22 protein-coding genes and 1 tRNA gene are annotated in these 21,831 nt (G+C 53.2%); 6 read left to right on the top strand and 17 right to left on the bottom strand.

Going from position 1 to position 21,831, the window contains the following annotated elements; genetic code table 11:
• Positions 1–178: 178 nt before the first annotated feature.
• Together QT231_RS21520 and QT231_RS21515 are read left to right on the top strand one after the other, a co-directional pair.
• Positions 179–418 (top strand): hypothetical protein, encoded by a 240-nt coding sequence (locus QT231_RS21520; RefSeq protein ID WP_308338838.1) that lies wholly within the window; start codon positions 179–181, stop codon positions 416–418.
• A 220-nt stretch (positions 419–638) separates the two neighbouring features.
• Positions 639–899: a hypothetical protein gene (locus tag QT231_RS21515; RefSeq protein ID WP_308338837.1), complete on the top strand. Its 261-nt coding sequence runs from the start codon at positions 639–641 to the stop codon at positions 897–899.
• A 110-nt stretch (positions 900–1,009) separates the two neighbouring features.
• Here QT231_RS21515 and QT231_RS21510 read toward each other — a convergent pair whose 3' ends face one another.
• The 11 genes from QT231_RS21510 to QT231_RS21460 all read right to left on the bottom strand — a co-directional run bounded on the left by QT231_RS21510 (position 1,010) and on the right by QT231_RS21460 (position 8,564).
• A complete protein-coding gene (locus QT231_RS21510; RefSeq protein WP_308338836.1) occupies positions 1,010–1,282 on the bottom strand; it encodes a hypothetical protein in 273 nt (90 codons plus the stop codon).
• Between the two features lie 14 nt (positions 1,283–1,296).
• Complete coding sequence (locus tag QT231_RS21505) at positions 1,297–1,827, bottom strand: hypothetical protein (protein WP_308338835.1); 531 nt, start codon at positions 1,825–1,827, stop codon at positions 1,297–1,299.
• 575 nt (positions 1,828–2,402) lie between these two features.
• On the bottom strand, positions 2,403–3,398 hold the full coding sequence (locus tag QT231_RS21500; protein WP_308338834.1) for a type IV secretion system protein: 996 nt from the start codon (positions 3,396–3,398) through the stop codon (positions 2,403–2,405).
• Positions 3,395–3,706: an EexN family lipoprotein gene (locus tag QT231_RS21495; protein WP_308338833.1), complete on the bottom strand. Its 312-nt coding sequence runs from the start codon at positions 3,704–3,706 to the stop codon at positions 3,395–3,397. The genes QT231_RS21500 and QT231_RS21495 overlap by 4 nt, the downstream gene beginning before the upstream one ends.
• A 12-nt stretch (positions 3,707–3,718) precedes the next feature.
• Positions 3,719–4,348, bottom strand: coding sequence for a type IV secretion system protein (locus tag QT231_RS21490; protein WP_308338832.1), 630 nt, complete (start codon positions 4,346–4,348; stop codon positions 3,719–3,721).
• Positions 4,345–4,674 (bottom strand): hypothetical protein, encoded by a 330-nt coding sequence (locus QT231_RS21485; protein ID WP_308338831.1) that lies wholly within the window; start codon positions 4,672–4,674, stop codon positions 4,345–4,347. The genes QT231_RS21490 and QT231_RS21485 overlap by 4 nt, the downstream gene beginning before the upstream one ends.
• A gap of 56 nt (positions 4,675–4,730) precedes the next feature.
• Complete coding sequence (locus tag QT231_RS21480) at positions 4,731–5,834, bottom strand: hypothetical protein (RefSeq protein WP_308338830.1); 1,104 nt, start codon at positions 5,832–5,834, stop codon at positions 4,731–4,733.
• 66 nt (positions 5,835–5,900) lie between these two features.
• Complete coding sequence (locus QT231_RS21475; protein ID WP_144811171.1) at positions 5,901–6,146, bottom strand: plasmid-related protein; 246 nt, start codon at positions 6,144–6,146, stop codon at positions 5,901–5,903.
• A gap of 287 nt (positions 6,147–6,433) precedes the next feature.
• The gene (locus QT231_RS21470; RefSeq protein WP_308338829.1) at positions 6,434–7,285 is read right to left on the bottom strand and encodes a DUF6216 family protein; all 852 of its coding nucleotides are present in this window, start codon (positions 7,283–7,285) and stop codon (positions 6,434–6,436) included.
• Positions 7,286–7,325: 40 nt separating this feature from the next.
• A complete protein-coding gene (locus QT231_RS21465; protein WP_308338828.1) occupies positions 7,326–8,390 on the bottom strand; it encodes a site-specific integrase in 1,065 nt (354 codons plus the stop codon).
• A 97-nt stretch (positions 8,391–8,487) separates the two neighbouring features.
• A tRNA-Ile gene (locus tag QT231_RS21460) sits at positions 8,488–8,564 on the bottom strand.
• Between the two features lie 112 nt (positions 8,565–8,676).
• On the opposite strand from QT231_RS21460, the gene QT231_RS21455 reads away from it, so the two are divergent.
• Positions 8,677–9,267 carry a hypothetical protein gene (locus QT231_RS21455; protein ID WP_374694422.1) on the top strand — a complete coding sequence of 197 codons (591 nt, stop codon included), beginning with the start codon at positions 8,677–8,679 and terminating at the stop codon, positions 9,265–9,267.
• 17 nt (positions 9,268–9,284) lie between these two features.
• Here QT231_RS21455 and QT231_RS21450 read toward each other — a convergent pair whose 3' ends face one another.
• The 5 genes from QT231_RS21450 to QT231_RS21430 form a co-directional block, all read right to left on the bottom strand.
• Positions 9,285–11,114 carry an ABC transporter ATP-binding protein gene (locus QT231_RS21450; RefSeq protein ID WP_308338826.1) on the bottom strand — a complete coding sequence of 610 codons (1,830 nt, stop codon included), beginning with the start codon at positions 11,112–11,114 and terminating at the stop codon, positions 9,285–9,287.
• Positions 11,115–11,201: 87 nt separating this feature from the next.
• Positions 11,202–12,017 carry an ABC transporter ATP-binding protein gene (locus QT231_RS21445; protein WP_308338825.1) on the bottom strand — a complete coding sequence of 272 codons (816 nt, stop codon included), beginning with the start codon at positions 12,015–12,017 and terminating at the stop codon, positions 11,202–11,204.
• Positions 12,014–13,111, bottom strand: a complete 1,098-nt coding sequence (locus tag QT231_RS21440) for a FecCD family ABC transporter permease (RefSeq protein ID WP_374694423.1) — start codon at positions 13,109–13,111, stop codon at positions 12,014–12,016. The genes QT231_RS21445 and QT231_RS21440 overlap by 4 nt, the downstream gene beginning before the upstream one ends.
• A 68-nt stretch (positions 13,112–13,179) precedes the next feature.
• On the bottom strand, positions 13,180–14,148 hold the full coding sequence (locus tag QT231_RS21435) for an iron ABC transporter permease (RefSeq protein WP_308338841.1): 969 nt from the start codon (positions 14,146–14,148) through the stop codon (positions 13,180–13,182).
• Positions 14,149–14,201: 53 nt separating this feature from the next.
• Entirely contained in the window at positions 14,202–15,158 is a 957-nt protein-coding gene (locus tag QT231_RS21430; protein WP_374694421.1) for an ABC transporter substrate-binding protein, read from the bottom strand.
• 257 nt (positions 15,159–15,415) lie between these two features.
• On the opposite strand from QT231_RS21430, the gene QT231_RS21425 reads away from it, so the two are divergent.
• Positions 15,416–17,545, top strand: a complete 2,130-nt coding sequence (locus QT231_RS21425) for a TonB-dependent receptor domain-containing protein (RefSeq protein WP_308338823.1) — start codon at positions 15,416–15,418, stop codon at positions 17,543–17,545.
• 176 nt (positions 17,546–17,721) lie between these two features.
• On the opposite strand, the gene QT231_RS21420 is transcribed toward QT231_RS21425, so the two are convergent.
• Positions 17,722–19,686: a ligand-gated channel protein gene (locus tag QT231_RS21420; protein ID WP_308338822.1), complete on the bottom strand. Its 1,965-nt coding sequence runs from the start codon at positions 19,684–19,686 to the stop codon at positions 17,722–17,724.
• A 204-nt stretch (positions 19,687–19,890) separates the two neighbouring features.
• On the opposite strand from QT231_RS21420, the gene QT231_RS21415 reads away from it, so the two are divergent.
• Positions 19,891–20,805 (top strand): LysR family transcriptional regulator, encoded by a 915-nt coding sequence (locus QT231_RS21415; RefSeq protein WP_308338821.1) that lies wholly within the window; start codon positions 19,891–19,893, stop codon positions 20,803–20,805.
• 78 nt (positions 20,806–20,883) lie between these two features.
• Complete coding sequence (locus tag QT231_RS21410) at positions 20,884–21,759, top strand: AEC family transporter (protein ID WP_308338820.1); 876 nt, start codon at positions 20,884–20,886, stop codon at positions 21,757–21,759.
• Positions 21,760–21,831 lie beyond the last annotated feature (72 nt).

The following is a 21,831-nucleotide window of genomic DNA, read 5'->3' as shown; positions in this document are numbered from 1 at the left end:
ACTAGGCTGGCAGCTTCCTGCTTAAATTCAGGCGAAAAAGTACGTCGTTTCTTGGTCATCAGACACCTCGTTTATGGTGGCAATATTACCACCTACGTTGGTGTCCGGTTTTATTGAACCACTACAGAAGGGACAGGGAGTCTAAACAGTTTAGGGTACCTTTATTTAAGAGGAAGTTATGTATTTAGAAAAGATGACCGACATGGAGCTCCTAAGCTTAAGGGATGAAGTAACGCAAGAAATGCGTAACCGGGCACGCTCTAAGCTTGAAGAAACAGCCGAGTATTACATTGGCATATTCGGTTCAGAGCAGGGTATGGAACAACTAGCAGAGTGCCTTTTCCAAGACATCGCTCAAAAGGTCTATCCAGGCAAATGGGCGGGTTTGGTATCCCATATTAATAAAATAAGTGGATGATTTTTAAAAAGCTTCTCTCCAGTAGTTTTTTATCATGTCGATACGAATGACCTCTCGGCTTCCCTTCGTATCTATCGATTGCATGAAGTGACAGCGGGTTAGTATAAACTTTGGAGCAGCTGATGAGAAAATGAGCAGCTGCTTTGAATAGCCATACGTAGCTTTCCCAACAAGAACACCAGCGAATGTTCCCTACCAAATCCAAACGGAGGTCAATGGTATGCCAACCGATAGTCAAAACGGACTTAACTCAGTAACCGATTCACTGAATAATCGAACAGTAAACATGGCTCTTGAGGGTAAAACTCCAGTGAATGAATTATCGCCCGAGCAACAGCAGACCCATGCTCGTATGCTATGGCAGTCATTGGAGGATCTGGACGGCTCCGACGTTCGTGTATTACAAGAGATACAGCGAGCCGACGGTAGTGTCTACGGGCTTGATAAACAAGGTAACATCAAGAAAGCAGGCCTTCTCTGATTCGTTAGGATAAGCTCTGCCCTGTGCTGCGTTTCTTAACGGCTTTCACCAGTGCATCACACCTTGAGCGGTTCGCTGCCCATAACGAATTCTGGTGGCCGCTTCATCTGCTATTCAGGCCACAATTTCATCTGCTCAGTACCTGGCTCATGCCGGGATTGATTCCCCATCGTATTTAAGTGATCTGAGGCCATCTTCTTAACCCATAGCTCGCCAGTGAACTTAGCATTCTCAAACTCTTGTTGAATCATCCAGGCTACACCTGCGGGTGCTGAAAAGATTTCATAGCCAGATATTTCCACATCATCCTGAAAGTAACGTAGCACCCAGCCATAACCATCTTCAGGCGTTAGAGAATCAATTTTGAAGCTGTAACGAGGCATCCACATCCCCTCACTCAGTTTAAGTTCCAGCGCTTCTGGCTGCCTGCTACCAGGGCCATTACTTTGTCGTGAAGCTTACTGACCCGTTTCTGAAGCTCTTCAATGCGAATCTGCTCACGATCCTGATCTTTAATGCGCAATCGATTTATGCCAAGGACAGTGCCTCCTGATTTTTCAGCCAGGTCAGATAGAGTAAAGGACGCATTGAGCAAAGCTGAACGCTCCTCCTCATTCATGACAGGCTCTCGAAGCAACGTTGCTCTTATAAGCGCTGACGCCCAGCGAGTACGATTTCGAAAGCCTTCATACTCTGCCCGCTCCTCAATCAAGACTCGTTCATGCTGTGTGAGTCGAATTGTTACCTTGCATGACTTGGGCCCCCGAACGATGTCATGCCCTTCTTCGGCGATACTTTCTCCACAGACACGTTGAATCATCTCTCTTAATACATCGGATTCTGATCGGCCTGATGCTTGGCATAAACGCTGCCAAGCCTCTTTTTCGTCTGGCGTTAGTCTGGTTTTCACTATTTCTTGCTCGCTCATTGTGATTCCTCCTCATCGATAATTTTCAATTTGGTACCAAATGCCAGCACGACGGGTACGTTTGGTACCACTTTGCGAATCCTGCCCTAGCTCTAAAACCAATAACCCATTTCGTGCGTACGAAAAAAGAGAGCAATAGGCGTCCTACCGGCTATCAACTTATAAAAGCAATATGGGCAGGGACGCCTGTAATTTGATGGGGTGAACTGCAACTTTTACTGCTGCCCGGCGGAGCCCTTTTTCGGCCCAAAACTCATCCATTTACTGGGGAGTTAAACGTAGGTAGCTCATAGGGCTCTCTTCTTTGACGCATCATGTTTGAGTTGTGGGTATATGGCAGAGCGCCATTTCCACTGAAGGATGCACACGGCAATACCCGCTGCACATACGAATAGGGTTCGAGTAGCTTCAAACCTTCCAGTGAGCGTCCCCCAGGCCAAATGTGGTAACTCTGGGAGTAAGGCCAAGCTTAAAAGAATGCCCACGCCAAGAAGCAAACCTGACAGCCCTAGTTCCCAGCTTCGCAGCACGCACGCCCACCAGGCCCGCCAAACATCGATCTTAGGCTTCATGGCTTAACCTCCTGTCATCGTATTGCCAGCGCCGAAACGCTTCTGATAAGCACGATATGCAGATTTAGCACCACGGTATGGGGACGTTGCCGCCCTGCCTGCAATGCGCGCATCACGCTGAACACCACGATACTGGCGACGGATTGAGGAAGGCCTCATAGCTCCCATCGCTGAACTAAGAGCACCTTGTGTTGCTAAAGCAACCCCTCCCCCTAGGGCTGAAGCAATACCAGGAACCTGCTTCAGAACTAGAATCCCAAGCGCGAAGAACGTTATTAGATAGGCACACGTCGTCATGCTTGCCATGCTGCTAGTCGACGTCTCCACAATGTCCATGAAGGATTCGCTTACATCGATAACCATACGGCCAATGGCCGAGCCTAGTATCAGCAGCATGCCAAAGTTAATGACCATCCCCAGCCAGCTCTCAAAGAAGCGCTGAGTGGCATTGAACAACAGGCCAACGATGAAGAGCGGGCCTATAGCAAGCAGTACAGTCGTTGCGACCTTGCTGGCTAATAGTAAGAACGCAACAACAATCGTGACGCCACCACCAAAAGCCATAACTAGGATGGCTACCAGGTACATACCAAAATCACCGCTCATTACCCCCGCTTTGTCCCAGGCTTGATCAGCAACATCCAAGATACGAGCAAAAAGGCTATCCAATATGGCAGCAGCCCCACCGTCAGAGCCGGTAAGTACCGCCGCAATCTCCTCTGGCCCATGGGTTAGAACGTCTACGACAACACCCATATAGGTGCCTACCGAAAGTCCTAACGTCATAATTAAACCAATGCGGAGAATACGAAAAACGCCATCCTGCAATGGCTCGCTAGCCTTGCCGAACATCAGTAGATAACCCCAGATAGCTATCCAGACGATCAGCAGACTGGAGAACAATGGAGTGAGGTGCGCTATAAGATCCGTCACAGTGTTAACAACGTACTGATCCAGTGCTTCATCAACGACCTCAAACATTCCCTCAAACAAGTTCATGATTCTTCACCGTTTTTAAGCCCGGAAAGATCTAGCTCGAAACGCTCACCGCTCGATAGTGCCCTTTCCGCCTGAAGAGCATTTATGCAATTGGGTGTGTCTCTTAGCTCTGCAGGGTTGTTCGAACATTCTCTAAGCGTTGACTGACGTTCATCATCGTGAGTTTTGAACCAATCGACATCATGCACGGACTCAGTGGGGGCTGTCCTGGAGACCTCTGGACTGTCGTCAAAGCACCCTGTTAGAACGAAACTGGCCAGAAAGGCGGCTACAAATTTTCGTGCGCACGAAAAATTCCAGGTATTCATGTTTAGTCCTCATTACCAATTCAGCTCGAAGGGTTCACCGGATGACTCGATGCGCATTTGCTGAATACGCTGGTTGTGCATCGATTGGTTAGCATCAGCTTGAGAGCGCAGCATCGTGAGCTTGGCCATTTCGTTTTGAAGCATGACTTGTTCAGCACCAATGCGCGCTTGAAGATCCAGAATGTCTTTTTGATCCGGACTGTTATTAACTTTGGCAATCAGGCCTGAAAGCGCATGAAAACGTTGCTGAGCCTGTTCCAGTGACTTTTGCGACTGGCCTAGCCAAATAGCAGAGTTTTCATTACTCAAGTCGTAGACTTCAGCTATATCGCCAGATAGCCCATGTTCACCTGAATCTCGGATACCGACGTCACTCAGCACCTCGTTTGGTTCAACATCCACCGTAGTGTCATACACCGAGTCGATCACTCCAGCCAGACCCCGCGAGCCGCTCATGTTGTCCAACTGATCTTGGAGACTTTTGATTTGAGTAAGCATGTGCTCGACCTGCAAAATTTGCTGAGCAATGCTGGTTGTGTCGATAACAGGAATACCTGCCGCCATGGAGGGCGACGAGAAACTAAAACCGGCCAGGAAAATGACACTCGCCATTTTTCGTGCGCACGAAATTTTTATATTCATTCAGGGGTTCCCTTATTTCGATTTTGGAGGGAAGCCTTAGCTTCCAGACGGCGTTTCGTCCTCTTGAGCGTGATTACTCGTTTTTCAAAATCCAGGCTTCTCAAGTCGATAGACTCCATCACCTCTTTCATCTCTTCTATGCAGGTAAAAAAGTCTTCAGGAAGTGCTTGAAGCTCTTCAGTCAGAAAATCACAGGCGTAGCCCGCGATAATCACTAGAGTTTGAATCTCACTCTGGATAGCGTGCTGTTCAACTGCATGTGATCGACACAACCAAGACAAGCTGCTGTCAGTTAAAGCGGGCATAGTGTTCTGACTATCAGTCATAGTTACCCCCTATTTAAATAGTTTAGAGTTAACCTGAATAACGCCATACTGCTGTTTTACCCTACCCTGATATTTCTTTTATTAATGCCTTTTCGCATGCCTTTTCGTATCCCAACCATTGCTGGTTCACCGGCCGTAGTATCGCCGTACCGCTTGGCATTGTTATCTGCTATTTGCTCGCTTCGCTGAAGTGCTGCGGCGCGCCTCTGCTGAAGATTGTCTACTTCTGGCTGATCGCCTTTAGCAGTTCTGCGATTATTTCTTGCTGTAATCTTAGACGTATTCTCTGTAATAGATTTTCCCTTTTGGCGATTCTGGAATGTACTATTCGGCTTATCAGATTGGCTATAAGGCAAGTCAGATTCACCAAAAGGCAAGTCAGATTCTCCCAAAGGGTGAAACTGGCTACTACGGTTCTTGGAGGAGTTTTTAAGCTCTACGTACTCCACTAACAGTTCTAATAAACGTTCACAATCGACGCGATACCACACAATAGCTGGGACACCTATCCTTTCTTCTTTTAGGATGCCGAGTTTGGCTAACGCTTTCCTAGCGTTTGCTTGTTGCTTTGGGGATAAACCTGTCTCTGATTCCCAGCTATCTTCCCCTCGTTGTTTTTTATAGAACCACCCCCCTCGACTCTTAGCTGTGATATTGTCACTCCAGTAAAATGCTTGGCTAAGGAAAACTGCGCCAGTAACTGATATTCCTGGAAGCAATGTGAAATCAGGATAATAGGCAATGAGCCTACCAACGATACTTTCAATTACAGATGAGCCGCATTTCTTATTCTTACTCTTAAAAGGTAAGCTATTTTCTTGTAATTCCAGCAAACGGTCATAATTAACGCGGTACCATAGTTTAGCGGGAACATCTCTTCTTCTTTCTTCTAAAATACCAAGCTCTACTAGTGCAGCTCTAGCGCTTACTTGCTGTTTTAGCGATAGACCTGTTTCATCCTCCCAACTATCATCACCACACTGTTTCTTATAGAACCATCCATCCCGACTTTCCGATGTAGAGTTTTTGCTCCAATAAGCAACCTGACTAAGAAATACTGCCGCAGGGACTGAAACGCCAGGAAGAAATGAAAAAGCAGTATTATAGGCTATTACTCTACCTAACCTTTTTTTAACAATTGAAGGAGTGATGTGCGTCATATACTGCCTTTACTCAAACGCTAGCTTGTAAACAGTTGATATCTTTAACGACAGAAAAAGACGCATTCACTCAGAAGAAAGGCTAGGCGCTTTTCTAACATGATCTAAACTCAGGGCTTCTTTAACCTGAAGAGTACGAAAATAGACGCGCCTGCCCACTTTTACCATTGTTGGTTTAAGCTTACGGGAGACTTCAGTGTCGGTGTATAAAGAAACCCTCACTCCATCAGGCGAACGACCTAGCAGGTCAGCTAAGTCAGTTATGCTCATTAAGAGACCGAATCTTTCCACCATGTAATCTTCGACATTCATAGCTAAACCTCCATCAACCTAGGATCAATGAAGGTAGTGTTAACTTAAGCTATTTAAAACTCAACAAGCATAGATAGAGGCAGCATAAAAATGGTTATCAAAATATAATAGATTGAAAATCAAAATAACCTAACTTGATTATCAATCTATATAAACCTGATGTACTGAAACGACTCAAGAAACTGAAAAATATACTAATTACACTAAAAATTAGAACGATACAAAAAATTACAAAAAAAGAGAACAAATCCTTGCCCTCTTTAGCCTAATCAAAAAAGTTCAAGTCATTACATAGAAAATTTAACTTTCCTACGTGAACGGTATTTATTGAAAACATGACGTCTTGCACTCAGACTCTTACCTATCCTTTGCAACTCAATATATGGTAGTAGAACAAAAAACAATGCGCCTAATGCTGGCACAACTAGGATTCTCTGTTCTCTTATTATTTCCTCAATCTTAGCTTTATCCTTTTCATTAGCAAACGACCTACATATTATATCAACAGTTTCCTTGCTTACCCCTGAACTCCTCACCTTTTCTTTAATTGATTCAAGGCTGTTATCGCAATCTGATACTGTAATAGCCCAGCCACTTTCATTAGATAACAGATCAGCTAGTTTATTACTATGAGCACTATTACCACTTAACCATAGCCACGGCTCATTGTCATCAAATTTGACCAATGCAAAACTTGAGAAAGCAATTGAAAGGAAAAACAAAAAACCAAACAAAAAAACAATTGTCATAACAAAAAGGGCCAACACCTCCCATAACTCAACACGTCTCAATCTCATTTTCTCCAAATCAATCCTGCCTTTCAAATTAGTTAAAAACTTTATATCAAGATTATATTTATCAACCCAGCGACCAAACCCAACAACCTCACTCACTGATTTTGCACCAATATTAAAAATAGCATTAAACCTTTCTACGTCTTTCCTGCCTCTCCAAAATATTTTAATATTTTCATCGTGAAAATCTGATCGATCAATTATCAAAGCGTACAACTTTCCTTTAAAACTCAAAGAAGATCCGACTCTATAATGAAAAGAAAAAACTATAGCTACAACACCTAGAAAAGCTATAAAACTTAACAAAGGGACTTTAACAGTTAAGTCATTCAGAGAGTCAATCATGTTGATTCCTTAAATATTTAGAGACCATTAAAAAATAGTTTTAATCGATGTAATTTGCGCCATCTAACTTCACAACTAAATCTTCCGCCCTTAAATGTGTATATCGCCTCAACATCTGCATCGACTTATGCCCACTGATTGCAGCAACCTCTTGATCGGATAGTCCAGCCTCTACCAACCGGCTAACAGCCTCATGGCGTAAATCATGAAAGCGAAAGTCATTCAGCCCAGTCCTCTTCTTGGCTTGATTCCAAACCTTTGTATAGACGTAAGGGCCCCGTTTGCCTTCTTTGCCTGGCTCACCGAAAAACACCAGATTGCAATCAAGTGGACGCACTGGGTTATTCAGTGCCTGCTTGAACACTTCTGTCGCGGCTTGCGTTAGGGGCACAAGGCGGGCTTCGTTGTTTTTGGTGTCTGTAAGGCGCACCAGGCGGCGTTTAATGTCTACCTGGCTGCGAGTGAGGGTCAAGATCTCAGACGAGCGCATACCCGTCTCCAGAGCGATTCTGGCGATCCAGGCAAGCATAGGGTTGCTGTGCTGACGTAACACGGCGAACAGCCGCTTCTCTTCCTCGAAGTTAAGACGTCTACTCCGGCCCTCACCTGGGCTCGGTTTGCGTATATTCTGAACAGGGTTATACGTCAGGCCCAGCCCCCACTCCTGGATAGCCACGGTGAAGAGGTGGCCAAGTAGAGCAAGCTCTAAGCGCACGGTGTTGGGGCTGATTAGCTCCCCTCGGCGCCCCACACTGTTTAAACGCTTGTCACGGTAGTTGGCGACCAGTTCTGGCGTAAGGGCTGCTAGAGAGTATTTACCCAAATGCTCGATCAGCGTATTGGCCTTGAGGCGTTCGCTTTTCTGGCTGCTGGGCTTCTTGGTAGGGGTAACGTCCGCGAGGTAGCGCTTGAGTGCTGCTTCGAGCGTCATGCGCTCCGAGGCGCTGCGCTGGATATAAACACCACGCACCATTTCATCTTCAGTGCGGCGTGCCCAGTCTTGGGCGTCACGTTTGGTACGGAAGGTCTTTGCGGTGGTAGGCCAACCCGACTTGCGGATGACGGCTTTCCAGGTTGCAGAGGGGGTCTTGACGATGGTGGCCACAAAAAATCTCCGGGGTCTGAAAGATCGGCACTGTACCGAAACTGTACCCTTGGAGTAGGGGACTCACCAGAGAAAACTGCTAAGCTACTGATTTAAATGGTGGGCCCAGTAGGACTTGAACCTACGACCAAGGGATTATGAGTCCCCTGCTCTAACCAACTGAGCTATAGGCCCGAAAAGCGTGCATATCATAGCGAATGTGGCGGTGTGAGGCTAGCCCCATTGCGCTATCTTGATGTCATTACGGCACTTTATGTGGATTGGGCAGTCTGGTGAGTAGTTCTTTATGCGGAGACGCGCTGTGAAAGCATTGATTGCTCTATTTCCTTTATTGTTGGTACTGCCCGTGCAGGCGGACTGGCAGCTTGACCCGGCCCAGTCCCGGGTGCAGGCGTCGATTACCCAGTTGAACGGCGAGGCGCCGCAAACCCACCACCATCAGGTGCGCGACCTGCAGGGCGATATCTCGAGCGATGGCACGCTGCGCTTGCCGTTAAAGCTTAGCCAAACGGATGTACTCGAGCGCTTTGGCGAGCTTCCGCCGTGGATAGGCTTGCTGGCGAACACCACCTTGGTGACGCTGGAGGCACAAATGCCCCCAGAGCGGTTAGACGGTTTGGATATTGGTGAGTCGCTGGTTGAAACGCTGACGTTTAGCGTGCAGTCCGACATGGTTAACCAGCAGGAGTCCGTGCCGCTGCGGTTTACCCGTGAAGGCTTGAACGAGATACGCGTGACCCACGCAGAGCCCATGGCGATGGATGGCAGAGCGCTGATGGCCAACAGCACGGTACGTACCGTGCTGTCGCTGCTGGGCTATCAGGAGATTGACGAGCATGTGCCCGTCACCCTTAATGCGCTGTTAGTTAATCGGTAGTAATGAAACTCTAAAGATTAACGACTGAGTACCTCCATATCCCCCGCCTGGGCCTCGCCGGTTTGCACCCGCCACTGGGCGGCATAGTGGCCGTTAGCTGCCAGCAGGCTTGAGTGGCTGCCGCGCTCGGCCACTTGGCCTTTCTCGATCACCACGATTTCATCGGCGTGCACGATGGTGGAAAGCCGGTGGGCAATCATAATCACCGTACGACCATGGGCGATGCGTTTTAGCGAGCGCTGAATAGCCGCTTCGGTTTCGTTGTCCACCGCGCTGGTGGCCTCATCCAGCACCAAGATAGGCGGGTCTTTGAGCAGCGCCCTGGCCAGTGAAAGCCGCTGGCGTTGGCCACCGGAAAGCCGCACGCCCCGCTCGCCTACCGGAGTGTCCAAACCTTGGGGCAACGTTTCGATAAAGCTCCACGCTTCAGCGGTTTTGGCGGCGTCGATAATCGCGGCTTCGTCGGCGTCCGGCTTACCGTAAGCGATATTGTCGCGAATACTGCCTTCAAACAGGTATACATCCTGACTAACCAGGCCAATCGATTGACGCAGTGAGTTCATACTCACTTCGGTGATGGGCTGCCCATCAATGAGCACGCGGCCGTTTTCGGGGTCATAAAAACGTAGCAGCAGTTTGATCAGAGTGGATTTGCCCGACCCTGTCGCCCCCACCAGCGCCAGGGTATTGCCTGCGGGCACGTGCAGGTGAATACCATCCACCCCAACGCCGCTAGTGGCATAGTGAAAGCTGACATTATCAACCGTTACTTCGCCGCGCACTGGCTGGGTGAGCGGTGTGGTGCTGTCGTCTTTTACCGTAATCGGCACTTCGAGCAGATCGAGGATGCGCCGCGTGCTGGCCATGGCGCGCTCGAACAGGTCGATCACCTGGGCCAGGCCGGTCAGCGGCCAGAGCAGGCGTTGGGTCAAAAACACCAGCACGCCGTAAGCGCCCACGTTCAGGGAGCCGTTGAGCGCCATCATGCCGCCCACGGTGAAAGTGGCAAGAAAACCGGCCAAAATCGCCATGCGGATGACCGGAATAAACGCAGAGCTCACCTTGATCGCCCGTCTGTTGGCGTCTACGTAGGCTTCGCTGGCATCGCGCAGGCGCTCGGCCTCGCGGTCTTCGCTGGTAAAGCTTTTAATTGTCGCAATGCCGCTAAGGTTGTTGGATAAGCGGCTGGCTAAATCGCCGACTTTTTCGCGCACATCGCTGTACAGCGGCCCGGCTTTGTGCTGAAAGAAGAACGCGCCCCAAATGATCAGCGGAATCGGCGTAAACGCCAGCAGCGCAATCAGTGGCGAAAGCACGAAGAAGACCGCGCCAACCGCCACCACGGTGACGACCACCTGAATAATCGCATTCGCCCCGCCGTCCAGAAAGCGCTCGAGCTGGTTGACATCATCGTTCATGGTGGCCACCAACTGGCCGGAGCTTTTCGACTCGAAAAACGCCATATCCAGTCTCTGGGCGTGCTCGTAGGTATCCTGGCGCATATCCGCTTGTAAGCGTTGGGCTAAGTTGCGCCACAGAATTTGGAACAGGTACTCAAACAGTGACTCCCCTGCCCAGATAACAAACGTTAGTACCGCCAGCATAGTGATTTGCTGTTGGGGCGTTTCAAACCCCAGGCTGGCCACAAAGCTCTGCTCTTGGTTGACCACGACATCGATGGCCACACCAATCAAAATTTCTGGGGCAATATCAAACAGCTTGTTGATAACTGAACAGGTAGTAGCGGCAATAATGCGCCGCCGATAGCCTTTGGCGTAGCGGAGTAGCCGCACCAGGGCTTGAAAGCTCTGATTCTGAGAACGGGGTGGAGAAGGAGCCACGAGCATTCCTTACTGAGGTTGTTGTAGGCCAACTAGGTAGGCGCTAGCGTAATGAATTCAATGCCCGGGCTCAACGCGTTAATGCGTGGGGGGTTAAGCGGGTGCCGTGCTGCGTCGCACATTGGCCAGCAGCGGGCTGCCGGTATCGGGGTCTAGCAGCAGCGTGCACTCTACTTGATAGAGCGTTCGCACGAGATCAGGCGTAACCACCTGAGCGGGCGGCCCTTCCGCTACAATCTGCCCTTCGCGCATGGCGATGAGATGGTCGGCGTAGCGGCAGGCGCTGGCCAGATCGTGCAGCACCATCACCACGGTGCGGCCATGACAGGCCAGCTCACGTACCAGCTCGAACACTTCAATCTGATGGCCAAGATCCAGCGCAGAGGTGGGTTCATCCAGCAACAACAGCGGGGTTTGTTGGGCGATGGTCATTGCAATCCAGGCGCGTTGCCGCTGGCCGCCGGAGAGCGCATCAATTGGCCTATCCGCGAGCTGCTCAAGCCCTGCCGCCGCCAACGCGTGCTGCACCACGCGCTGGTCTTCTGCTGACCACTGGCGCAGCCAGCCCTGGTGGGGCTGGCGGCCAAAGCGGATCAGTTCGGTCACGGTGAGCCCTTCTGGCGCGACGGCTTCCTGGGGCAGTAGCGCCAGCTGCGTAGCGAGTTGTCGAGTGGGCAGCCGCTGAATATCGCCACCATCCAGTAATACCGCGCCGCTGTCGGGTTTATGCAGGCGGGCAAGCCCGGCCAGCAACGTTGATTTACCGCAACCGTTGGGGCCCACAATGGCGGTGACTTGGCCGCTGGGCAGGGTGATATTCAAGCCATCAATCACCTGCCGTGAGCCATAGCTCATGCCCAGTGCCTGGGTAGCCAGAGAGGGAATTGGCGACGCCGGGGATTGGCTCATGTAAAACTCCGTTGGGGGCGCATTAATATCCAAAGTAACCAGGGCCCGCCGACCACGGCGGTAACGATGCCCACCGGAATCTCGATAGGCGCCAGCAACGTACGCCCGGCCAAGTCGGCGAGCACCATGACCAGCGCCCCCGCCAGCGTTGCCGCCAAAACCGGCACGCTACGGGAGCTCGACATTGACCGGGCAATCTCAGGGCCAATCAATCCCACCATACCCACCGGCCCGGCAACGGCAACCGCCAGCCCGGTTAGCGCGACAGATAGCAGCAACACTTCCAACCGGCGCCGTTTGACGTTCACGCCTAACCCGCTAGCGGTGGCATCCTTGAAACGCAGCAGTGTAAGCGAGCGGGCTAGCGCCATTGCCGTGGCCAGCCCTAACGCCAAGCCGAGCATCAGCAACTGAAGTGCGCCGCTGGGGCGAGCATTGAGCGAGCCAACCGTCCATGGGTAGGCGGCATTGGCGGTGTCAATGGCGACTCGCGCCAGCATCAGTTGCGTCACCGCGCCAAACACCGCGCCCACGCCAATCCCCGCAACAATAAAGCGATAGCCCTGGGTACCACTGCCCGCGGCTAAGCCGAAAGTGAGTACCGCGGCGGTGGTCGCCCCAGCCAACGCCATGGCGGGCGGCGCGATGGAAAAGCCGACACCCACTATGGAGGCCACCGCAAACGCCGTCGCACCATTATCAATGCCGATAATACCAGGCGTTGCCAGGCGATTGCGGGCCAGGGTCTGCATTAGAATGCCCGCTAATGCGAAGGCCGCCCCGGTAGTGCAGGCAGCGGCCAAACGTGGCAAGCGTAGCTCTTGCACTACAAAGCTTGCCATCATATCCGCATTGCCCAACAGCGCCTGCAGCACCGCTGCTGGCGCGACGTTAACGCTGCCGAGGCTAAGATAGATAATGCTGGCAACCAGTAGCGCGCCCAATAGGCCCAGGTTGACCACCACCGCTCGCTGTTCAAACAGGACGCTGTGCGCACCCTGTTGATATCGCCAAGCGAAGCGCCAGTACCCTGGAGGCGGCGATACGCTGCCGTTTTCTCCCGACACCGCTTGGGCAGCAAAAGAGAAAGGCATAGCAGCAGATTTACCCGTTGAGCCAGTCATTGATACAGAAGGCCTTGATGCGGTTTTCATAAACCCACTCATAACATCGGTAAGCGGCGTGCACGTACAACCGCTATTAAAACGGGGGCGCCACATAACGCCGTGAGCACGCCCAGGGGTAGTTCTGAAGGCGCCACCACCACGCGGGAGATGATATCGGCGGCGAGCACCATAAGCGGCCCGATGGGCAGGCAAAACAGCAGCGTACGGCGAATATCCGGCCCGGCGAACGCACGGGCCACAAACGGTACTACCAATCCGACAAAGGCAATCGGCCCGGCGATGGCGGTGGCAGCCCCCACCAAAAGCGCCACGCAGGCGACGACCAGCCAGCGAATCAAGTTGGGGTGGTGCCCCAACCCCGAGGCAACCCGCTCGCCCAGTGCTAGCGCAGCTAATGGTCGGGCGATCAGTGCAACCATGGCAGACGCCACCAGCATACTGGGCAGTACGGCGAACAAGTCATCCAAGCGGCGACCGGCCAAACTGCCAATCACCCAGAAGCGTATTTCATCGGCGGCGCGCTGGTCGTAAAGCAGCAGCAACGAAGTTAATGACGCCAGCAGACCCGAAAACGCTGCCCCGGCGAGCACGAGCCGGATAGGGTCGTTACCCACACCGCGAAAGCGCGCCACGCTTAAGACGCACACGCAGCCCACCAAGGCGCCGAGCTGAGCGACTGAAATGCGCAAAGTGGCGGCGCTGGCCCCCAGCACCAGGGCCAGCGCCACGGCAAACGCCGCCCCCGCGCTAACCCCTAAAAGCCCTGGCTCGGCCAGTGGGTTGCGGGCAACCGCTTGCAGCAGCGCCCCGGCAACGCCTAATGCCATACCTACCGCAATGCCGATTAAGGTACGCGGGGCGCGCAGTTCCCAAACAATAAAGCGCGCTTCGCTGTCCTGGGCGCCGCTTAGCAGCGCCAACACCCTGCCGGGGCCAACGCTGCCCGCGCCAATCAATAAACTAACGCCACTCACCGCCACAAGGGCGGTGAGTAGTAGCATCATTAGCAGACGAGGTGAGGCACGCCAGATGGCAGGCGTTGCAAAACGAGGAACCGTCACGGCAACAGCGCAGCCTCTATATCATCAAGAATCGCTTGGGCGGCCAGCGGGCCATTGGCACTACTCCACAGTTGGCCATTCACTGGCACCACCTGCTCTTGCTGAACCACATTGAGGCGAGTGAACGCAGGGCTTTGTTTAGCGGCGTCCAAGGCCTGTTGACCATCTTCGTTGAGGGTGGCCAGGAAGAGCCAGTCACCGTCTATCTCGGCAAGGTTTTCCAGGCTGAGCACATCGCTGTGTACGCCGCGCTCACCGATCAGATCCGCACCTTGCACATCCAGCCCGACCCGCTCCAGCAGACCCGTGGCAATCAGGTTTTCCGACATGACCATCGGGCCACCCGGCATCCAGCGGACTAAAAAGGCGCTGCCGCTTACGTCGGCGGCGGCTAGCGCGTCAGCCAGCTCTGCAGTGCGCTGATCTACCGCGGCAATGGCATCCTCAATGGCTTCTTCACGGTTTAACGCTTCGCCGTAAAGTCGCGCCTCAGCTTCCCAGTTATCCGCGGCTAATGGCTGGGTATGCGGAACAACGGTTGGCGCAATACGTGAAAGCAGTTGGTACTGTTCATCAGAAAGCTGGGCGGGCGCCAAAATCAGATCCGGCTGCTGCGCCAGCACGGCTTCAATATTGATTTCCCTGACAACGCCCATAATGGCGGGTCGATCATCGCCCAAATGGGCTTCCACGTACTCGGCGACGTTATCGCCGCCGCGCGTGGTGACGGCGCCCAGTGGCGTAATACCGGCGGCAAGAGCGGCATCTAGCGCGCCTTCGTATAGGGTCACAACACGCTCAGGTGTTCCCTCCACGTCTACGTCGCCAAACGCGGTATCCAGCGTGCGTGCTTGAGCAGCACCTGCTACCAATGAACTGAGAAGCGCGGCAGCCACGCCTTTACGCAAAGAAGTGCCTAGCATGGCGTGGATCGATTTCGTTGTGACCAGCATATATTTCTCTCGGCGCGGTAAATTCAAAAAAGATAGTAACGATTCTCAAAAACACTTGCACTACTATTCGTGGGAATAGCGCGTTCCACTTTATGCAACCCTTCCACCACATCCTACGCCGAGCTTATGTTTCAGTTTACGCAACGTAACGTTCCTTGATCCCCCCCTCGCGTTTGGGAACTTTTCTTTTTAGACTCCCGCACCTATTTAACAATCAATACCATTAGCTAATAATTATCGTCACCAAGGGGAATGACATGCCACTCTTTACACGCTCTGTTCTCGCTAGCGCCGTTACACTCGCTGTTTCTGCGGGCGCTTCTGCCCAAGAGAGTCAACAGTTGGACAATATCGTTGTCTCAGCCAGCGGTTTTGAACAGGCAATGATCGACGCCCCAGCCAGCATCTCAGTCATCTCCCGCGAGGAGCTTTCGCGTAAACGGGTTACCAGCATTGCCGATGCCTTGCGCGACGTTGAAGGGGTGGATGTGGGTGGCGCGGTGGGCAAAACCGGTGGGCGCAACATTAGTATCCGTGGCATGCCCAGCGACTATACGCTGATCCTGATCGATGGCCGCCGCCAAAATGCGGCGGGCAGCGTCACCCCCAATGGCTTTGGTGAAACTTCCACCAGCTTCTTTCCACCTATTTCCAGCATTGAGCGCATTGAGGTGATTCGCGGGCCGATGTCGACGCTGTATGGCTCTGACGCCATGGGCGGTGTCATCAACATTATTACCCGCCGGGTGGGCCGCGAGTGGACAGGCTCTGTTGGGGTCGAAAACACCTTTAACGAGGATCGCGATTTTGGCGATCGCCGCGAGATCAACCTCTATACCAGCGGCCCTCTGGTAGAGGATACCCTGGGCATTCAACTGCGTGGGCGGATTTATGAGCGCGACGCTTCCGAGCTTACCTATACCGATAACAACGGTGAGCCTGTCGAAGTCGACCAACGCGGCCCCAGCCCCGTAGAAGGCGACACTTACAGCCTGGGTGGCAAACTGACCTGGACGCCTAGCAACGACCACGACCTATGGCTGGATGGTGAAGTTAGCCGTCAGCGTTACGACAACGACGAGTGCCAGCTAGGCACCCTGGATGGCCGTACCCGTAGCTGTGCACCCGACCCCGGCAGCGCTACCGGCTATTCGGATGAACTCCGTTTTGAGCGCGAACAAATCGCCCTTGGTCACACCGGCCGCTTTGCCTCGGGCACCTTGGAATCTAGCCTGATGCGCAACACTACCGAAACCAAGGGCCGTACAATCCCTGGCGATATGGGCGTCGCTTATGAAGGTTTTCCCAGCATTATCGGCGGTGCCCCACGGGAGCTGGAAACCACCAATACCGTGCTCGATAGCAAATTCATTATGCCGTTAGACAATCATATGGCCACCGTGGGTATGCAGTGGTGGGAGGCAGAGCTTGACGATGGCTTGGCCGGTGAGACCTTTGAGCAGACCACCTGGTCACTGTTTGCCGAAGATGAGTGGCTGCTGCGCGACGATTTAGCGCTAACCCTGGGCGGACGCTACGATCACCATGACGCCTTTGGCAGCCAGTTCAGCCCGCGCGGCTACTTGGTGTGGAACACAACGCCTAACTGGACATTGAAAGGTGGTGTTAGCCGTGGCTACAAAACGCCGTCGCTTAATGATCTGCATGACGGCATTAACGGTGTGACCGGTCAGGGCACGATACTGACTATCGGTAATCCGGATCTTGAACCTGAAACCAGCACCAGCAGCGAGATCGGCGCCCATTACGATAACCAACAGGGTTTCACTGCCAGCGCCACGCTGTTCCACAACCAGTTTGACGACAAGATTGCCAGCGGCAGCGATATTCTGGTGGAAAACGACCCGCTGATTCCTGACGGCCTGTACAGCCAACAGGTCAACGTCGACGAGGCGATCACCCAAGGGGTCGAGCTCTCTACCAGCTACCAGTTCGCCCCTGATTGGCGCGTTAATGCCAACTACACCTACACCGATAGCGAACAGAAGAGTGGCGAAAACGAGGGCGAGCCGCTAACGGACACCCCCGAACACGCCATTAACGCCACGCTGCGCTGGCAGGCAACGGCTAAGCTGGATACCTGGCTGTCAGCAGAGTACCGCAGCGAACGCTACCGTAACCGCGAGCGCGTCCGCGGCGCGCCCTCGTTTGATGACCTGGGCGACTTTAAAGCCTACTCACTGTTTCACTTGGGCGGTAATTACGCGGTTACCCATCAGCTTAATCTGAGCGCGACCATCTACAACCTGTTTGACAAAGACTTTGTCGACTACCGCGCTTACGGCGATGGCACCAGCTTTGGCAACGTTTACGCCAATAGCGAAGAGGGTCGCCGCCTGTGGCTCTCCGCCCGCTACGAGTTCTAATCGGTTCCAGCTCGCTACTGTCTCGATGCTCTGTTTCGATGTTCTCTTTCTGCCCCGGCCATGCGCTGGGGCTTTTTTGTTTCTGCCCCCACCTCTCCCCCTTTCCCAAGCCGCTAAAAAAGCGGCTATCGCTGGATAGCCGCTGCAGTGTTGCGCTTATGACAGCAAGCTAGCGCTTAGAAGGCAACGTTGAGGCCTAGCCAAACCCGGCGGCCATCTTCTACATAGCCGTACTCGTCATAGTTGATCGTTTCGTCGAACAGGTTGTAGATCCCCGCGTTCAACTGAGTCGTTTCATTTAGCTGGTAGCCAATGCCTGCATCTACAAAGGTGTAGGAAGGAGCCACAATATCACTGCTTGAAGGGCCGCTAGTCGGTTGGCTCTCTTCGCCGCGGTAGGTGACTTTAGTCCATTGGCTCAACTTTGCAGAGACTTGCCAATCTAACGAAGCGGATACCTGGTGCTTAGGCAGTTGCGTTAATGGCTCGCCTGCATACTCACCGCTCTTTTGCTCGCTATCGGTATAGGTGTAGCTGGCCGTTAGCTCAACGGTATCGCTTAGCGGCGCAGCCACACTCGCCTCTACGCCCTGGGTCACCGCTTCATCAACGTTAATGCGATAGGTAGGATCACTGCCAAACTGATTGGCGCCATCCGTACAGATATCGATGGGGCAAGCGATGCGGGTAATTTTATCGTCAAAATCGTTATGGAACAGCGTGACGCTGCCGCTCAAGCCATCGTCGTTAGCATAAAGCAGGGCCATCTCTTTATTGAGCGAGGTTTCTGGCTCAAGATCAGGATTGCCGTAGACATTGCCACCACGGCTGACCTGCCCCCAGTCGGGGGTGATCTCACGCAGGTTGGGCGCACGGTAGCCGGTAGAGACACCGCCTTTCAACGTCCAGTCAGGGGTCATATTCCACACGCTGTAAAGGCGCGGGCTGAGGTGGCTGCCGTAGTTATCGTCGTCATCGACACGTAAACCGCCGGTCAATGCCCAAGAATCGGTGAGCATCCATTCATCTTCTACAAACAGCGCCCACTGGCTGTTCTCGATCTCACTACGATTAGAACCGGGCAATTGATTCGTCGTGCTATCGTCGAGCGACTCCTCCTCGTAGGTGGCCCCTACCGTCAGCATATGTATCCCTAGCGGAATGACCGCGCTGGTTTTGGCGGTGGTGTTAGTGATTTCAATATCCCGCGATTTGTTTTCACTACTTTCACGCTGCAGATAGGTTTCGCTGGTTCCCCAGTCGAAGCGCCCGCTGTGGGTCACAGCGACATGTTGGTGGGTAAATTCGTTAAAGCTATCGGAGCAGCCTCCGCGGCAGCCCTCTGATGGCGCGGATTTACCCATTAGCGACTGCCGGTCTTGCTCCGTAATGCCGGCTTCAAGCGTAAAGTCGTGATGCTCCGTTGCCGCCAGACTTAGCCGGGCAGTCAGGCTTTGCAGGCTTTTATCTTCGTAGCCGTTAAGGATATTGTCTTCGTCACGCTGAGAGGTGCGTCCGTAGAGCTGAAGCCCTAGCCGATCGCCCACTAGCGGGCCGCTGAGATAAAAGTTAGCTTGGCGGCTATCTCCGGAGTCGCTGTCTTCCTGAAGCACGGTGTCGAGTTGAACATTGCCGTGCCGCTGCTGGGCGACCTTACGGGTTATCACGTTGATCACGCCACCAATCGCATCAGAGCCGTAGAGCGTCGACATGGGGCCGCGCACTACTTCAATACGCTCGATGGCCTGTAGCGGCGGTAGCCAATCCTGTTCAAACCCTGCGCTACCGTTGGGGCGAGACTCGCGGGAATTCTGCGGGCGGCCATCCACCAGTATCAGCGTGTACTGGGAGGGCATGCCGCGAATGGAGATATCCTGGCCGTTATCCCCCGCGCCTCCACCCGTGACAATCACACCGGGCACATCGCGCAGCGCATCGGTAACACTCTGATAGTGCCCCCGCTCTAACTCTTCCCTCGAAACCACGCTGATAGAGGCAGGCGCATTGGTGATCTGCTGCTCAAAACCTGACGCGGTTACCACCATATCGTCTAAGTGGGGCGTTTCTTGTGCCCATAGAGCGCTACTGGCAAGCGAAGAGATGGCGCTGGCCAGCAGCGTACGGCGCAAACAGGGAGACATAACTTCGTCCTTCATAGTATGTAGGCAGTGTGGATGAGCATTCGCTCTATTAAATGCGAATTATTAGCATTAATATTTTTACACACTCTTTGCACTCTTGGGTGAGACGGTACGTTCAACATACCGGAACACAAATGCCTATTATTTATATTCGCACCAAAAAATGGCACAATTAACGCTCACCCTTTTCCCGTGGGCCTGACCATGTATGACTTTGACGAACTGACCGCCTTTGCCGATGTGATGACCACGGGCAGTTTGACACGCAGTGCGCAAAAGCTCGGGCTAGCCAAATCGACCCTGAGTCGCCGCATCAGCCAGCTTGAAACCCGGCTTAACCAGCCGCTGCTGCGCCGCCAGGCCAACCGCTTAATTCCCACCGAGGCGGGGCTGCTGTTTCATAACTACTGCACCGAACTCTTGGCAATGGCGGCGCATAGCCAGGAGGCACTCGCTGAGCTGCGTGAGGAGATTAGCGGTGAAATAACCCTTGAGGTACACGGAGCCCTGGCGCGTAGTTGGCTGGCGAGTGCTATTGAGGCATTTTTACAACGCCACCCAAAGGTTGAGTTGACCCTGCATACCCGAGAGTCACCACCCACCAAAATGCACAGCAATAGCGTGCATGTCTGGTTGGGGCCCACTCACGAGTGCGGGCTAAATCAGGAGCGCTTGGGCCACCTATCCCGCGGGCTTTATGCCAGCCCACGCTATTTAGCTGCGGCTGGCACGCCGCGCCATCCCGAAGAACTCAACCAACACGCTTGGATAGACCTGCTGGGCACGGCCTCTGACGGCCTGCTGCTCACTCATCCAGAGCATGGCGAATACACCTTTAACCCGCCCCGCTCACGGCTGCGGGTAGATCTCACTGCCCTGCATATAGACGCCATTGCGCGCAGCCAGGGCATCGGCTTGCTTTCACACTGGTTAACCGCTAAACGAGAACAGCATCACCCGGGAGAATTAATCAACTGTCTACCCGGCTGGGAGCCAGTGCCACTCCCTATCACGCTGCTCTATGCTTACGGGCACCAGACACGTCGCACCCACGCGCTACTAGAGTTCTTACGTAGCCAGGTGCCCGCTCCGTGGCGCGCCTCAACCGCCACTGTGTAGGTTAATTCGAGTGTTTGCCTTGCCAGTTAGCCCGCTTATTAACGACAATGGGCGGCTAACGATTGCCAAGGACAGCCAATGCTTGCCGAACTTTTTGCCGTCATGGCGCCCGTACTCGCGGGTGCAGGGCTCGGCTACCTGTGGGTACGCTTAGGCCATCCCTATCCGGTCGACTTCATTACCCGGCTGGTATTTAACATTGGTACTCCCTCACTGGTATTGGCCTCTCTTGCGGGCGCCGATATTGATGCCACCACCTTTGGCCAAACCATGCTGGCCGCCGCGTTAGTGATTCTCACCATGGGGGCCGCGACCTTTGTGGTGGCAAAACTGTTGCGCCGCAGTTGGCGGGTCTTACTTGCCCCCATGATGTACCCCAACACCGGCAACATGGGGTTGCCTGTGGTGCTCTATGCCTTTGGCAGTGCCGGGTTTGCCTACGGCATTACGGTGATGGTGACCGTATCGCTGTTTCAGTTCACTTTAGGCGCCGTGCTTAATAGTCAGGGCAACCCGCTCAAAACCCTTGTCAAAACACCCACAGTTTACGCTATTGCCATCTCCATGGCGCTGCTGCTGACCGACACTGCTCTGCCTGCCTGGTTGGCAAATACGGTGGACTTGATGTCCGGTTTCACGGTACCCCTCATGCTCATTACCCTGGGCGTATCGCTGGCCAGCATCCAGGTGAAAAACCTGCGTTCAGGGCTCGGATTTAGCCTGGTGCGAGTGCCTCTCGCCGCTGGTGTCGCCTGGCTGATCGCTGGCTGGGTGGGCCTTCCACCACTGGCGCAAAGCATTTTAGTGCTGCAAATGTGTATGCCAGTGGCGGTCTTCAATTATCTCTTCGCTCAGCGTGCCCAATGCGAACCCGTCTATGTAGCCAGTTTGGTCTTCTGCTCTACGCTATTAGCGCTGTTTTACCTGCCCGTGCTACTTGCCCTGCTCATGTAATAGTTGAACCCCCACGTGGCGATAGGGTCACTGCTAGACTACTGGCAAGGATGCCAATGATTAATTTCACCA

Source organism: Halomonas sp. SpR1 (genome assembly GCF_031010175.1).
Lineage (GTDB): Bacteria > Pseudomonadota > Gammaproteobacteria > Pseudomonadales > Halomonadaceae > Vreelandella.
This window is presented reverse-complemented; position numbering and strand designations above follow the sequence as displayed.

Coding starts and splice junctions, on each gene's coding strand:
- QT231_RS21520 (WP_308338838.1), top strand. CDS start 179: ATGTATTTAGAAAAGATGACCGACATGGAGCTCCTAAGCTTAAGGGAT.
- QT231_RS21515 (WP_308338837.1), top strand. CDS start 639: ATGCCAACCGATAGTCAAAACGGACTTAACTCAGTAACCGATTCACTG.
- QT231_RS21510 (WP_308338836.1), bottom strand. CDS start 1,282: ATGCCTCGTTACAGCTTCAAAATTGATTCTCTAACGCCTGAAGATGGT.
- QT231_RS21505 (WP_308338835.1), bottom strand. CDS start 1,827: ATGAGCGAGCAAGAAATAGTGAAAACCAGACTAACGCCAGACGAAAAA.
- QT231_RS21500 (WP_308338834.1), bottom strand. CDS start 3,398: ATGAACTTGTTTGAGGGAATGTTTGAGGTCGTTGATGAAGCACTGGAT.
- QT231_RS21495 (WP_308338833.1), bottom strand. CDS start 3,706: ATGAATACCTGGAATTTTTCGTGCGCACGAAAATTTGTAGCCGCCTTT.
- QT231_RS21490 (WP_308338832.1), bottom strand. CDS start 4,348: ATGAATATAAAAATTTCGTGCGCACGAAAAATGGCGAGTGTCATTTTC.
- QT231_RS21485 (WP_308338831.1), bottom strand. CDS start 4,674: ATGACTGATAGTCAGAACACTATGCCCGCTTTAACTGACAGCAGCTTG.
- QT231_RS21480 (WP_308338830.1), bottom strand. CDS start 5,834: ATGACGCACATCACTCCTTCAATTGTTAAAAAAAGGTTAGGTAGAGTA.
- QT231_RS21475 (WP_144811171.1), bottom strand. CDS start 6,146: ATGAATGTCGAAGATTACATGGTGGAAAGATTCGGTCTCTTAATGAGC.
- QT231_RS21470 (WP_308338829.1), bottom strand. CDS start 7,285: ATGATTGACTCTCTGAATGACTTAACTGTTAAAGTCCCTTTGTTAAGT.
- QT231_RS21455 (WP_374694422.1), top strand. CDS start 8,677: ATGCGGAGACGCGCTGTGAAAGCATTGATTGCTCTATTTCCTTTATTG.
- QT231_RS21450 (WP_308338826.1), bottom strand. CDS start 11,114: ATGCTCGTGGCTCCTTCTCCACCCCGTTCTCAGAATCAGAGCTTTCAA.
- QT231_RS21445 (WP_308338825.1), bottom strand. CDS start 12,017: ATGAGCCAATCCCCGGCGTCGCCAATTCCCTCTCTGGCTACCCAGGCA.
- QT231_RS21440 (WP_374694423.1), bottom strand. CDS start 13,111: ATGCCTTTCTCTTTTGCTGCCCAAGCGGTGTCGGGAGAAAACGGCAGC.
- QT231_RS21435 (WP_308338841.1), bottom strand. CDS start 14,148: ATGATGCTACTACTCACCGCCCTTGTGGCGGTGAGTGGCGTTAGTTTA.
- QT231_RS21430 (WP_374694421.1), bottom strand. CDS start 15,158: ATGCTGGTCACAACGAAATCGATCCACGCCATGCTAGGCACTTCTTTG.
- QT231_RS21425 (WP_308338823.1), top strand. CDS start 15,416: ATGCCACTCTTTACACGCTCTGTTCTCGCTAGCGCCGTTACACTCGCT.
- QT231_RS21420 (WP_308338822.1), bottom strand. CDS start 19,686: ATGTCTCCCTGTTTGCGCCGTACGCTGCTGGCCAGCGCCATCTCTTCG.
- QT231_RS21415 (WP_308338821.1), top strand. CDS start 19,891: ATGTATGACTTTGACGAACTGACCGCCTTTGCCGATGTGATGACCACG.
- QT231_RS21410 (WP_308338820.1), top strand. CDS start 20,884: ATGCTTGCCGAACTTTTTGCCGTCATGGCGCCCGTACTCGCGGGTGCA.